The following is a 13,526-nucleotide window of genomic DNA, read 5'->3' as shown; positions in this document are numbered from 1 at the left end:
CATTTTAGCATATATTTCGTAAATGTGTTAATATTTAACAGTAAAGCCGTCGTAGAACGACGGGGTTTCAGACCCAAAATTTTCGATGACCGAGCCAACCCGATTAAACTATCACGATACCTATTCTTGTCCCGTCTGTCGCCATGGTAAAATTGCCGCTTTAACACTAATGGAAGCCTATGCTTGTAACTTTTGTCAACACATTTTTACTGCTAATTTAGAACAACAGGTTTTAAAAATGGCCGATAGTCAATTACCCTTAACTTGGTATTGGAATGGTAAGTATTGGCAGGGTTTACCGAGAGAAGGCATGGAGATGGCAGGTTTTTACTTAATTATCGGTTTAGGATTTGTGATTTTTCCCACAGCAATTGTGGCTACGGGTGCCTATCTTTTTCCTCCAGTCGAGGGGAGTCCTTTGTCATGGGTGCCTCTATTTTGGTCGATTTTAACCTTGATTTGCCATGCTATTTGTTTACTCTGGTTAATGATCGAATATTATCAGTTTCCCGTTAATATGTATCTGCGGGCCTTGGCTCGTCGTTGGCAAAATTCTCTGGCCACTAGATTATTATCCTAGGAAACATTCAATCCCAGAAAGGGTAGCAGGAAGTGGGGTGCGAGGTGTGGGGGGTCACTGCGTGCGCGTTGCGGGGGAAGAATAAATAAAAATAATCTCCTGAATACTGACTCCTGAATACTGACGACCGATAACTGTTCCCTAAATTATCCCCAAAGGACAAAATTGACCCGATAATTCTAGTTTATTGTTTTGCAGCAGATATAAACCGTATTCAATTCCTTCTACTACTGCTTGATAGGAAGCTTCCAAAATATTACTAGACACTCCCACGGTAGTCCATCTTTGTTGACCGTTACTCGACTCGATTAAAACCCTAGTTTTCGCTGCCGTCCCCGAACCACTATCGAGGATTCTCACTTTATAATCGGTCAGGTGAAAGTTAGCGATTTCAGGATAGAATTTGACTAAAGCCTTTCTTAAAGCCAGATCTAGAGCAGCCACAGGCCCGTTACCTTCGGCCACTTCTAATAAATCTTCCTCTTTTACCCGTACTTTAATTGTCGCGATCGCATTACCACTATCCCGCAGCATATCACAATAAACTTGGAATCCTTTTAATTCAAAAAGGTGGCTTCTCTGTCCCAAAGCTTCCCGCATTAATAACTCAAAACTAGCTTCGGCTGCCTCAAATTGATAACCCTGACTTTCCAAGATTTTTAAACGTTCCAAAATTTGCCGACAGGTGGGATCATCTTTATTTAAATCGATGCCAAAACTGCGCGCTTTCGCTAACACATTACTTAATCCCGATTGGTCAGAAATGACGATGCGGCGCTGATTCCCGATCGCTTCCGGGTTAATATGTTCGTAGGTAAGGGGATTTTTCGCCACCGCAGAAACGTGAATACCGCCTTTATGGGCAAAAGCGGAACGTCCGACGAAGGGAGCATGATCATCCGGCGCTAAATTGACCATTTCGCTGATTTTTCGGCTAGTTCCCGTCAATCGGCCTAATTGATTTTCTTCTAGGCAAGAAAAGCCCATTTTTAACTGAAGATTGGCAATTAAAGTACATAAATTGGCATTGCCGCAGCGTTCCCCATAACCGTTAATTGTGCCTTGAATCATGCGTACGCCCTCGTTGACTGCCGCTAAAGAGTTAGCTACGGCGGTTCCTGCGTCATTATGAGCATGGATGCCTAATTGAGGCGCATTTTCCTCATCGGGATCGATGCCCAATTTCTCCCGCACTTTCTCCACAATAGGGGCGATTTCTTGGGGTAAAGTGCCACCGTTGGTATCACAGAAAACTAACCATTCGGCCCCGGCAGCCCTGGCGGTTTTCAGGGTTAAAAGGGCGTATTCTGGGTTATTTTTGTAACCATCAAACCAATGTTCGGCATCATAAATGACTCGTTTTCCCTCACAGCGTAGATACTCGATCGTATCTCCTATCATGGCTAAATTCTCCTCCAGACTGGTTTTTAAGCCCTCTGTGACGTGCAGATCCCAAGATTTTCCGAAAATTGTCACCCAACGGGTTCTAGCGGCGAGAATGGCGGTTAACATCCGATCTTCCCGGGCCTCGATATGGGGGCGACGCGTGGAACAAAAAGCGACTAATTCCGCTTGTTTTAGGGGTTCTTCGTGCAGTTTCCAGAAAAATTGACCGTCTCTAGGGTTTGCGCCAGGCCAACCGCCTTCGATAAAAGGCATACCCATCCGATCTAATTCCCTAGCGATTTTAATTTTATCTTCTAGGGAGAGGGAAATACCTTCTCGCTGGGCCCCATCCCGGAGAGTAGTGTCATAGACCCAAATGCGCTTACCATTGTTCATAGAAATAGTCAATAGGTGTTAGTATTAATTAATAAATAACTGTAGCGACTTAAAATCACGCCCCTAATGCCTAGAATAACAGTTTACAGTCAAACAATCACCTGCGATCGAGGTGCAAATCTCCGTCGCGTATTATTAAAACATGACATTTCTTTGTATAATGGCGGTTCCAAGTTCAGTTATCAGTTATCAGTTATCAGTTTTGAGTTTTCAGTGAACAGTATTAAGTATTAAAGTGTAAAGTAAGCTGTACTGAATTTAAACTGCCTATTGGAGATTTTAGTACAAATGCTCAAACTTCCTCTCCCTGCTCCCTGCTCCCAACTCTGGTGCAGTCTCAACGAGTAATTTAGATAGTCAACAGCTTATTAGGTGGCAAGTTCGGAGCCTTCTTTTCACTGATTACTGATTACTGATTACTGATTACTGATCACTGTTTACTGATTAAGGTTATCAAATGAACGAGACAATAATTTTTCGGATATCACCAATAATTCGGGTAACTTTATTAAGTTTATATGTGGCGTTAACCATCCCCTTACCCTTTTTAGCAAAAGTCACTAATTCCCCCGTTAGTCCCAATTTTCTTTGGGTAGGAATTAGCTTAGGATTAATCGCTTTATACGGAGCTTTAAGTGAAAGAGTAATTTTATCAGAAACAGGAATACAAGTTACCTATCCCCAATGGGTTCCCGCTTTTCTTCGCTCTGGTTGGTGGTTAAATTGGACAGATATAAAAGAACTTAAATGTCGCAGTACAGGACAGGGTGGTTTAGTTTATTATTTCCTTGATCGCTCCTCAGAAAAAGCCTATTTATTGCCGATGCGAGTGGTGGGATTTAATCGCATGGTCAAAATAATCGAGGAAAAAACCAACTTGGATATGACTGATATTCGCCCCCTTTCTCAGCCTTGGATGTATGGAATTCTTTTTATTCTCACCCTATTTTTATTATTAGTTGATGCTTGGACTATTGCTACGGCGAGAACTATTATTCCCTAATAAATTCGGCTCAAAACGTAATCTACTAGCTCGATTAACACATCTTTTGAGGGAGAAGAAGCTAAACAGTCAAGGTGTTTTAAGGCACTTTGACCATACTGATTGGCTAATTCTTTTGAGCGAGGAATACCTTGGCTAGAGTGAATAAAATCAAGAGCTTTTTCGATGTCTCCTTCCTGACTAAATTCCCGTTCGATTAACACTTCTATATAGGGATTTTCCTCCATGGCAAAGAGAGCGGGAGCGGTGATATTACCACTGATCAAATCGGAGCCAGAGGGTTTTCCTAATACTTCCGTGGGGGAGGTAAAATCGAGAATATCATCGACGATTTGAAAAGCTAATCCTAAATCGCGACCATAATTATATAAATGATGATTAACTTCAGCCGATTGCTCGCTTAATACCCCGGCCGCTTTGGCACTGTTGGCAATTAAAGAAGCAGTTTTGTAGTAACTTTTTTCTAGATAAGCTGCCAAGGAGATACTGGTATCAAAGCGATTAATTCCCTGTTGAATTTCCCCTTCAGCAAAATCGCGAATCACTTCTGAGAGCAATTTTACCACTTCTAAATTATCTAAATTTGCTAGATACCAAGAGGATTGAGCGAAAAGAAAATCCCCCGCTAAAACCGCCACGCGATTGTCAAATAAACTGTTAACGGTGGGAACACTGCGCCGCAATTCCGCCTCATCTACCACATCATCATGGACGAGACTGGCAGTGTGGATCATCTCCGTGATTTCCGCTAATCGACGATGACGGGGAGTGATATCCCGGTCTAACATGGTAGCGCGAGACACTAACAACACGATCGCCGGTCGAACGCGTTTACCACCGGCCTCGAACAAATGTTCTGCTGCCGCCGCTAAAATGGGATGACGAGCGCCGACGAGGTTTTTTAAGTTATCGGTCAAAAGACGGAGATCATCGTCAACGGGTGCGAATAAAGAAGTTGTTGGGATCATTAGTTAGCCAATTGGCGAGATAGTTACGAAAGTTTACATATCCTTACATTTATTTTAAGCTAACCGTCCAGACTAGGGAAGGGGAAGCATCAGTGATCAGTGATCAGTGATCAGTAATCAGTAATCAGTAATCAGTAATCAGTAATCAGTAATCAGTGAGGGGTTGGGGTTTTAGGGTTTTAGGGTTTTAGGGGTTGGGATGTTGGGGTTTTTAGTTGAAATTCCCCACTTCCCCACTTCCCCACTTCCCCATTTCCCTATTTCCCCCCACACCCCACTCCCCACTCCCCTCTTCATAATTCATAATTCATAATTCATAATTTCCACTTCCCTCATCCCTAATTTTTTTCCTGACAAAACTCTTGTCATTGTCAAGACTCTAGGGTAACTTGTATATAAAAATTAATAAAGCGAGAAGTATTAGAACGATGTTGAGACTAATTAGCGACTTTGACGGGCCGATAATGGACGTATCGGAGCGATATTACCAAGTTTATCAAGACTGTTTACAGAAAACCGCCTATAAAGGTCAAATTATCGGAGAATTATCGAAAGCGGAATTTTGGCAGTTAAAACGGGATCAGGTTTCTGAGAAGCGTATCGGGGAAATGTCAGGATTAGATGAAGATCAAGCGCGTAAATTTGCCCATCTTCGTCGTCAAACTGTTCATACTTTACCCTATCTTGTCCACGATCGCCCGGTGGTTGGTTCTTTGGAAACTCTCCAGAAAATCCAAGAGTTAAAGATCGATTTAGTCGTGATGACGATGCGGCGGGTATCTGAGCTAGATCATGCCTTTAATCGCCACGATATCGGTCGTTTTTTCGCCGCTAATCGTCGTTATTGTCTAAATAATAATTACACCAAAACCAACGACGTGCGCGACAAAACCCTGCTTATGGCTAAGGCCGCTAAGGAACTGCCGGCGGCTGCCGATACTTGGATGGTGGGGGATACGGAAGCGGATATTGCCGCCGCTAAGAGCCAAAATATTAAGGTTATTGGCGTATTATCCGGGATTCGCAGCCGTTCCCGTTTAGAGAGCTACGAGCCTGATTATATCGTCAATAACCTTGGGGAAGCAGTGGACGTGATCTTAGGCTCCCTACGAGCGATTGGTTAACGGAAAAAACTACTAATCACCCAAAAGATCAGAAAAGTGACGAGCGCATAAATTGGGCGATCGCCGAAGATATTCAAATCCGCCTTGGCCGCTAAACTGGCTAATCCCGCTCCCAGAGCGACTCCTAGCACTAAACCAGCGAGAGTGAATAGTAAGGCGCGGCCAAAACGGTTTTCCTTGCGGTTGAAAAAATAGATATTAACGAAAACGCCAAAAGCTAAGAGCAGCGGTAAAAGGGAGCCACTGGGATCGGGAACTAACAGCGTTATTGCTCCTAAACAAGCGTAAATCACTGCTGGTACGCCGATATCCCGTGCAGAAGGTGTATCGATTAAGCTTTGCCACCAGTGAGGAGATTTGCTGCTAGTAACCGGTTTACTTTCCACCGGAATCGTCAGACGTTCGGGAAAACGAATGCGATCGGGAACTTTAATTCTACCCTCCTGTCGCATCCGCAGTCGATCCATGAGGACGGAATCGTAGGCCGACTCGATCAATTCGACAATTTTGCTATCATTTTGATACTGTTGCACCAGTCTTTGTTTGGCCTCTTGAATTTCTTCAAAAGAGGATTCTTCAGTAACCCCAAGTTGTTCGTAGGGATTCTGTTCACTCATGAACATACCTCCTTAATTATGCTCCCGATAGTCATGATCTTAACCCGATGTTCTGTAGTTTAACTTGAGATCCAAGCTTATTTAAATTAATTAAGTTTAGCGAAAATCTGGGCAGAATCGATCGCTTCGTAGGGATAACCACTAGCATCTAAAAGGCTTTTTTCGGCGATTTCTCCTTCTTTAACGATAATTAAGCGGTTTTTGCCACCGTAGGCTTTAATTGTGACAATTTCTAAAGCAAATAACCCCGGGGAGAAACGGGGATTTATGGCCCCATCGTACTCGAATTTACTCTGCATTAACTGCAAAGCATAGACGTTGCTACTATCAAACGGTGCTGCATCCCGGAGGGTTTTAGCGCGCACTACCGGGATTAAATCGCCAAAAGGAATAGAAATACTTTGCCAGGTGCGATCAAGTGTATCAAAAGAATAACAGTAACCGATGCCATCCCAACGTCCTTCACAGCGCAGAATTAATTTATAGCGTTTTCCGTCCCCTTCTACCTGTAATTCTATTCCCTCGTAGTTAGATAAATTTAGGGGAGGATTCAGGTTTCTGGTACGAACTGAGGCAAAACCGCCGTTATTTTCAGTTCTAACGATACCGGAAAAGAGCGCTCGTCCTCTAGTCAGGGTTATCTGACTCTCACTCACTCCTCCCATTACCACATCATCCACCGCACCCCAGATTTCTTTTATATCACTGCTGGGATTGCTAAAGTCAAAGAGGGTTTTTTCGGCGGTTATCCCGGCATTTTTCAGTAAATCGAGTAAATTAGCTAAACTATGGCGGTTATTCTCCCCTTGACAGTAGATAATTCTCTCAATCCCTGTGAATAATTGCGGGGTTTGCAGAGCAAATAAATCGACATTTTCGCCGAATAATTGACGTGCATCATCAATATTATCGACTAAAGCGCGCATTTGATAGTTTTGCTGCTGTAGTTGAGAGATTACTTTTCTACCGATCGCATTTTCCCCACCAATGACTAATATAGTCTTCATCCCTTGCTCATTTGTTAGCTGATTTTTTTTATCTTCCCCGAAACCGAGCCGCTTTTGCAGACAACTCCACAGGGGAATACTATCAAAATAGTCTAGAGTTTGCCAAAATCTCTGAAAATCCCAGCTTTTCGACTCAGCCATAACTTTTCTCTCCTCAAAGGGCCTGATAAAGTTAGCCTAACCAAACCAGCTTTAATCCTTGCCGCAAACGCTCGTTAATTTCTCTGAAAACCCCTATATATATTTAGGCACGGATTCCCATTATATAAAAAGTATAAGTCAAGTCTTGGCTTTTGTCAAGCATTTTGGTTGAGATTCTTTAGTCTGGGAAAGTCTGTACGACGTGCGGCAAAGATTAGACAAGCTTGAATGTCGGCTAGTTCTAAATCGGGAAAGTCTTCTAAAATTTCAGTGATGCTGACGTTTTCAGCCAGCATTTCTAATATGTCTGTGACGCGGATTCGCATTCCACGAATACAACAAAATTCTGATAACAGGTAAGGGAAATGGCTCATCTGCATAGAGTTTTACCATTGTCTAATCAGCCTCGTTTTCCAGGATTGCTTTGGCAATTTCTTGGGGATGATTTTCGGCATATCTCCAAGCATTTGCCAGATCAACCGCGTTTAGGGTGGGATATGCTTCTAATATTTTTGCGTCGCTCAGTCCTTGTTGTTGGTAGCTGACTAATAGCCAAACCGGGATTCTGGTATTACGGATACAAGCATCACCACCACATACATTTAATGTTTTCTCAATTGCTAATTCTGGGATGAGGATGATAATTTCTACTCGACTATTTTTGTTATTCATTAGCGGACTATCTAGGGTGATTTGTCCTTGTTCGTTAATGGTTGCCATTGCTTTAACTGCTTTCATTTTTTTTGATTGAGATGTTAATCAATTTGTTGTTTAATTTCATTTAGCTTATGTCAGGGAACTAACCATAATAAAAACTACACCATATCAAGAGTTTTTTATTCTTGTTTTCATTTTGTTTTCCCTACTACTCTATTTTAATTGCTTCATATTCTTCCTCTGTCATTGTCGTTTATCTCCACTGATAAACCATAAAAAATATGTGTTTTTAGTAAAATTTTCATGGTTGAATGGGTAAGTGCCTAAGTCGAATTGAAACATCAGTTACAGAGATGATTAGACCATTAGTAAGTTCTGTGGCATAGTCATTTAAGATGGCTAACAAGCGACGGTTCACAACTTCTCGGCTTACATTCCCTAGACGAAATAAAATAACACTGGGTAAGCTGTCGCCACTAATTGCTAATAGTTGAGCAAAGTCTAAATCTACTGTAAGTAATATTCTTTCTTCTTGACGAGCTTTGTCTAAAATATTTTGGTCTGTCATCTTTTCTAGGTTTTCTTCAATCAGGTGGATTGCGTCATAGCCTTGTTCTCTCAAAAGTGCAATTGTGCGGGGAGAGATACCCATATCACCTAAAAACTTCATACTGCTTGGGTGTTTTGCCAAAGGATGACGCGCTCTTGGGTTAGCCAAGCTGCATATCTTAAAGCTTGTTGGATGTCTTCTGGTTCGAGATAGGGATAGTCTTCAATTATCTCAGCTGTTGATAAGCCATTGGCGATGAGGTTAATGATCACTGATACGGGTATCCGCATTCCACGAATACAAGCTTGACCTGCCATAATTTTAGGGTCAAAGGTAATGCGATCTAATCCTGCTATTGTTTTCATTTTGTTTTCCCTAATACACTACTCTATTTTAATGGCTTTATATTCTGGATATAGGTGAGTTGATAAAGTTTATAAACTAAGTGATCAATCGCTTTTTTTATAAGTTGATCATGGTTCAAGTAAATTGATTGGATAAGCTTTAACGGCTCCATCTACTGTTGCGATCGCCATATCGTTTTGTAAGGCTTGACAAATCAGCATTCTGTCAAAAGGATCACGATGTAAAGATGGAAGATTAGCTAGTTGACTTACACTAGCTTGATCGAGGTCAAGATTCAGAATTTGATGCCGATCACAGTGTCTCGGGAAATAGGTTGCAGGTGATTCTGGTAATGGTAATTTACCTAACTGATATTTAACAATTGCTTCCCAAGTTGACACAACACTTAGATAAATTTCGTTATCTAGGTCTTGAATCATTGCTTGCATATCTGTGGGAAGTCGTTGATCTCCACTGATAAACCATAAAAAAATATGTGTGTCTAGTAAAATTTTCATTTTCCTTCAAAGGCATTTAAAATTTCTTCCTGGAGTGGTGCATCAAAGTCTTCGGGAACAACAAATTCTCCCGCACACAAACCAAATGGACGTAGTTTTTTAGTTTTTGGTGTTTCAGAATTTATTTGATCGATGAAGCTTAAAAAATCTGGAATATTCGATTCTTGAGTTTTTTCAAGAGATTCTTGTTGGGAAATTTCAGCAGTGCGAGCTTTGATGAATAACAGGAAGTTTAAAACTTCGTGAACTAAAAAATCTGGGGATTGATCGAGTTCTTTAATTAGTTGTTCTCGCTCTGACATGGGTTGGCTCCTATTGTATTTTTTGCTGCCTTTTTTTATATCACAGGCTTATTTCAATCCAAACATCAATATCTTTATTATAGCATGGATGTCCATAAACTGCAACAGCATAACCACAGATAAATGGATATTTTGGGTTGATCATTATATTTGTATTGGTGATATTCTTGGCGAATATATCTGTGATGCAGATTCCCCTTCCCTGAATAAATAAAAACCACACTAGATACAGAGTTTTTTATTCTTGTTTTCATTTTATTTCCCCTTTTACTCTATTTTAATTCCTTCATATTCTTCCTCTGTTATTGTAAATTCTGGATCAATTATTTTTACTTCATTATATCTTAGTTGATAAAGTTTGTAAACTAAGTTATCAATCTCTTTTTCTAATTCGCTTGTGTCCGCTTTGGGATTAGATTTTTTAGACGTGAGAATTTGATCTACAAGTGAAATTATAGGTTGCTGTTGTTCTTGACTAATTTCTCTTACTGGAATACTTTTTACCGAGACAAGCTTTATTTCTAGATCAGTATCAAAATTTTTATACCAAATATTTATTAAATGAGAATTTAAAATTCCCAATAAATACTTTAAATCTAAATTTACCGTATTTAAATTGTTCTTATAAATAACGGAACAAGTATATAATCCATGAATTCCATCCCTATCATAACAAGCAACTATTCTAGGAAATAATGATATTTTTCGCATTCTCTGAAAATAAATTTTTTCACTATCTACTATTTGTTTTGGCAAACAACTATGTAATTCTTTGCTTCTCTTAACATATAAGTTTTCAAATACTATACTATAGGGAGCAATATTTCTTCCATTAATTGCTGGTTCCCAGCTTTGATCTATTTGATTATTAGATAATAGGTCGGGATTTTTATTTTGCTTATCTCCATAAGGTTTTGTCCCTTGTTTCAGTTGAAAAAGCTCGCCTAATTTTCTAAATTTGTTCATCTTGTTTATAACTTCATCTAATATAAGTTTTCTTCTGAGATTAATTTTCTTCTCTCTATCATTTATAAAAATTGAGTATGGTATTTCTTGAATAATTTCCCATTCATCATCATATAGATTATTATATTTATAATCTGGACAGGCAACCATCGCAGAAGTAGTTGAGTCTTTTTTAGGTTTAATATATTGGGAAATATTTATTACAGTGACTACATCAGGAGCATCTTCAAAAATGTTCTTTCTCAACTCAATAGCTTTAATAATATGTGTATTTTGAATAAGAAAACTTCTTAGAGATTCAGATTGAGTGTTATAAAGAAATGTATTAGGAGCAATATAGCATTGATAATATTCAGATTTTAAAAGTTGATAAGCTCTTTCATAAAATAATTTAAAAGAATCAATTTTTCCTTGACTTGAAATAGGATATTTTGTTTTATAAAAACTCTTTTCCATTTCCTTGAATTTAACACCATAAGGAGGATTACCAATTACCACATCAAAACCGAGAAAATTCCCCTTATCATCTAGAACTTCGGGGAACTCAAAGCGCCATTCAAAACCATGATGATAAATCTTACCACTCTCAATCTCCTCGATTTCCAGACGTAACTTATCAATCTCATTCCTTAACTGACTAATCTCCTTTTCCCGCGCTTTCTTTTCCTTAGCTGACTCCTCAAATAACAAAATTTGATTCTCTAGACTATATAAATACGCTTCCAAACCGCGCAAGCGCTTTTTCTGGGGATTATCTCCCTGTAAAGTCTGACGGAAACTACTCTTAATCTCACTTATCAATCTCTCCATCTCGCGCTTTTGCGACTTATCTTCCGCGTTGCGATAGACTCTCACCGCATCCTTATAACTCTCGATACTTAAACGACTTTTGCGGGAAAAGACTTGTAAATCATTGGATAACCCAAACCGACTAATCAGAGAATTACCCACCTTGATATTAATATCGATATTCGGTAGCGTCTCTAACTCATTATCTGCTTTGTAGTAAGCATTCTTGAGCAACTCAATCCATAAACGCAACCGACAGATTTTCACCGAGTTGGGATTTATATCCACTCCAAAGAGACACCCTTCAATCAGACGCTGTTTTTCCTGAAATAAAGTCTCCTGTACGCGCTGACTTTCTCGGTTGCGGGGATTATATTCAAATATATTCCCGTCATCATCGGTGACGATTAACTCATCATTCACCACCTCAACCCGATAATCCCTGAGAGTTTTACCCTCTTTATCCACTAAAATCTGTAGTTCACTCTTAATCGCGATTATCTCATTCAACCCAGAGACGAGAAAATGTCCCGAACCCACCGCAGGATCACAAATTTTGAGACTATTGACAATATCATTGGCTGCCGTTTTATCTTTGATGCGGTTATACACATCCTCGATAGTCTGACAATCCCATCCCTGACTCTGGTTAAATTTCTCTATCACTGCGCGTCGAATCGTTTCCCGACACATATACATAGTGATAAAACCGGGGGTGAAAAAGGAACCATCCTTATATCCGTTGATTTTCTCAAAGATTAATCCCAACACCGACGCATTGATAAGAGTCTTATTATCCTCCTGTATCGCTTCCCCACCTTCGCTGCTAAAATCGTAGGCATTGAGAAACTCGAATAGGTATGCTAAAGCGTTAATTTCTTCTGTTCGCTTTTTCCCCTGACTATCCTTTAAGACTGTTCCCACAAAAATCTCTAAGTTCTCCGAACGCAGGTTACTGATAACTATCGTTGATTGTTCTAATTCCGTCGGTTCAAACAGAGAACTGTTGAGATAGGGAACCTGAGTATAGATATTCTGGATGTCTCTGCTTCTTTCTGACTGTTTTTTTGCTAAGACGCTGAAAAATAAGCGATTTAAGTCGTCATAGTCGGCAATTTTGCTTAAATTGAGAAACCCTAAGGACTTATCCCCCCGATGATACCTAATTATCTGCGCTTCTAATAGCTTCAGGAAAAGGATTCTATTTATCCAAGTTATCCCCAACTCCAAACCGATATTAAATAGTCTCTCCTCCTCCGTCTCCCCAAATTCTTCGGGATTGGGTAAACGAGAGATTTTATCTAAACTCTCCACTTGACTGATAGCGTTCTCTAGCAGCGAACCGGGTTGACGCGCTGCCGGTTGCAGACGTTGGATGAGTTTTTTTCCTCCCTCTTTTATCTCTGTCAACCCGATGATATGCAGCAACTCACTATAAAAGTTCTTGTCGAGACTGTTGCTATCGTTCGCAAAGGGTAGTTTTAAGAGGTGTTCGGGAGAAAAGATTTTATAGAGACTGATTAGCTGATGTTCATCCTCCCCGATGGTTTGGGAGTATTCCCGCAAGTCAAAATAGGTGTATGTCAGGGAATTCAGTATTGAGTCAAGAAAAGGTTCTCCTATCTGTTTGTAGAAGAAGTCGGTGGTTTTTCCCGTTAGTCTCCCCGTCTCAAAGTCATTAAACTGTCTGACAAGTTCCTGATTTTGCGCGAATAGTCTCTCGAAGACATTCCCGTCAAAGATAAACCACTCATATATATTGGTTGCAATCAGCTGTTTTATCTCTAGGTTTTTCTCGGTTATCCTTTCCCGTAGGAAGTAGAGGAGTAATTCCTGTAATGCTTTACAGTTGAGTTTGTCTCTCCGCAGCATCTCGCTTTTATTGCTGGGTTTCTTGACTTCCAGTATTACCCCCACGGAATCCCGCGATTCTTTCCCATTATGGATGACTAAATCATTCCTTCCCTTGGTGTTGATGAAATGTTGGGGACTGTAGTAGCTGTGTTTGAGAAAGTCTGCAAGCAGGTTTTTATGAAACTCCTCCGATTCTGTCTCGTTGATACTCCCCAAGAGTTGTCTTAGGTGAGTTTGAAACTTCTCTACCTGACTCCGATTCGGTTTGACTCTCAGAAATGCTTTGTTTAATGCTTGTCGGGGAGAGAAATTTTCCGTCTTCA

General features: G+C 40.2%; 14 protein-coding genes and 1 pseudogene. 4 read left to right on the top strand and 11 right to left on the bottom strand.

The features are described from left to right. Positions 1-85 precede the first annotated feature (85 nt). Positions 86-580: a hypothetical protein gene (locus tag BGL89_RS20810; RefSeq protein WP_286827426.1), complete on the top strand. Its 495-nt coding sequence runs from the start codon at positions 86-88 to the stop codon at positions 578-580. 141 nt (positions 581-721) lie between these two features. On the opposite strand, the gene cimA is transcribed toward BGL89_RS20810, so the two are convergent. Further along, entirely contained in the window at positions 722-2,362 is a 1,641-nt protein-coding gene (gene cimA / locus BGL89_RS20805; RefSeq protein WP_286827425.1) for a citramalate synthase, read from the bottom strand. 66 nt (positions 2,363-2,428) lie between these two features. On the opposite strand from cimA, the pseudogene BGL89_RS20800 reads away from it, so the two are divergent. After that, positions 2,429-2,536 (top strand): annotated as a pseudogene (locus BGL89_RS20800) (2Fe-2S iron-sulfur cluster-binding protein); the annotation flags it as partial. 283 nt (positions 2,537-2,819) lie between these two features. After that, positions 2,820-3,365, top strand: coding sequence for a hypothetical protein (locus BGL89_RS20795; RefSeq protein WP_286827424.1), 546 nt, complete (start codon positions 2,820-2,822; stop codon positions 3,363-3,365). Here the strand turns inward: BGL89_RS20795 and sds are convergent. Further along, positions 3,362-4,333 carry a solanesyl diphosphate synthase gene (sds, locus tag BGL89_RS20790; RefSeq protein WP_286827423.1) on the bottom strand — a complete coding sequence of 324 codons (972 nt, stop codon included), beginning with the start codon at positions 4,331-4,333 and terminating at the stop codon, positions 3,362-3,364. The two genes, BGL89_RS20795 and sds, sit on opposite strands and share 4 nt — an antisense overlap. Positions 4,334-4,761: 428 nt before the next feature. Here sds and BGL89_RS20785 point away from each other — a divergent pair, with 428 nt between their 5' ends. Then, positions 4,762-5,457: an HAD family hydrolase gene (locus tag BGL89_RS20785; protein ID WP_002801790.1), complete on the top strand. Its 696-nt coding sequence runs from the start codon at positions 4,762-4,764 to the stop codon at positions 5,455-5,457. Here BGL89_RS20785 and BGL89_RS20780 read toward each other — a convergent pair. The 9 genes from BGL89_RS20780 to BGL89_RS20740 form a co-directional block, all read right to left on the bottom strand. Next, positions 5,454-6,074 carry a CPP1-like family protein gene (locus BGL89_RS20780; RefSeq protein ID WP_286827422.1) on the bottom strand — a complete coding sequence of 207 codons (621 nt, stop codon included), beginning with the start codon at positions 6,072-6,074 and terminating at the stop codon, positions 5,454-5,456. The two genes, BGL89_RS20785 and BGL89_RS20780, sit on opposite strands and share 4 nt — an antisense overlap. Before the next feature lie 86 nt (positions 6,075-6,160). After that, positions 6,161-7,222 carry a CIA30 family protein gene (locus BGL89_RS20775; RefSeq protein ID WP_286827421.1) on the bottom strand — a complete coding sequence of 354 codons (1,062 nt, stop codon included), beginning with the start codon at positions 7,220-7,222 and terminating at the stop codon, positions 6,161-6,163. 155 nt (positions 7,223-7,377) lie between these two features. Beyond that, positions 7,378-7,602, bottom strand: coding sequence for a DUF433 domain-containing protein (locus tag BGL89_RS20770; protein ID WP_286827420.1), 225 nt, complete (start codon positions 7,600-7,602; stop codon positions 7,378-7,380). A gap of 16 nt (positions 7,603-7,618) precedes the next feature. Then, positions 7,619-7,960, bottom strand: a complete 342-nt coding sequence (locus tag BGL89_RS20765) for a DUF433 domain-containing protein (protein WP_271972067.1) — start codon at positions 7,958-7,960, stop codon at positions 7,619-7,621. A 220-nt stretch (positions 7,961-8,180) separates the two neighbouring features. Then, positions 8,181-8,549: a DUF5615 family PIN-like protein gene (locus BGL89_RS20760; RefSeq protein ID WP_271972069.1), complete on the bottom strand. Its 369-nt coding sequence runs from the start codon at positions 8,547-8,549 to the stop codon at positions 8,181-8,183. Beyond that, the gene (locus tag BGL89_RS20755) at positions 8,546-8,794 is read right to left on the bottom strand and encodes a DUF433 domain-containing protein (RefSeq protein WP_286827419.1); all 249 of its coding nucleotides are present in this window, start codon (positions 8,792-8,794) and stop codon (positions 8,546-8,548) included. The genes BGL89_RS20760 and BGL89_RS20755 overlap by 4 nt, the downstream gene beginning before the upstream one ends. Before the next feature lie 108 nt (positions 8,795-8,902). After that, complete coding sequence (locus tag BGL89_RS20750) at positions 8,903-9,292, bottom strand: type II toxin-antitoxin system VapC family toxin (RefSeq protein ID WP_271972073.1); 390 nt, start codon at positions 9,290-9,292, stop codon at positions 8,903-8,905. Beyond that, positions 9,289-9,594, bottom strand: a complete 306-nt coding sequence (locus BGL89_RS20745) for a DUF2281 domain-containing protein (RefSeq protein ID WP_286827418.1) — start codon at positions 9,592-9,594, stop codon at positions 9,289-9,291. The genes BGL89_RS20750 and BGL89_RS20745 overlap by 4 nt, the downstream gene beginning before the upstream one ends. A 267-nt stretch (positions 9,595-9,861) precedes the next feature. Further along, positions 9,862-13,526 (bottom strand): DUF7149 domain-containing protein (locus BGL89_RS20740; RefSeq protein ID WP_286827417.1); only part of this gene is annotated, 3,665 nt, incomplete at its 5' end.

The organism is Microcystis sp. LSC13-02, from assembly GCA_002282935.1.
GTDB lineage: Bacteria > Cyanobacteriota > Cyanobacteriia > Cyanobacteriales > Microcystaceae > Microcystis.
This window is presented reverse-complemented; position numbering and strand designations above follow the sequence as displayed.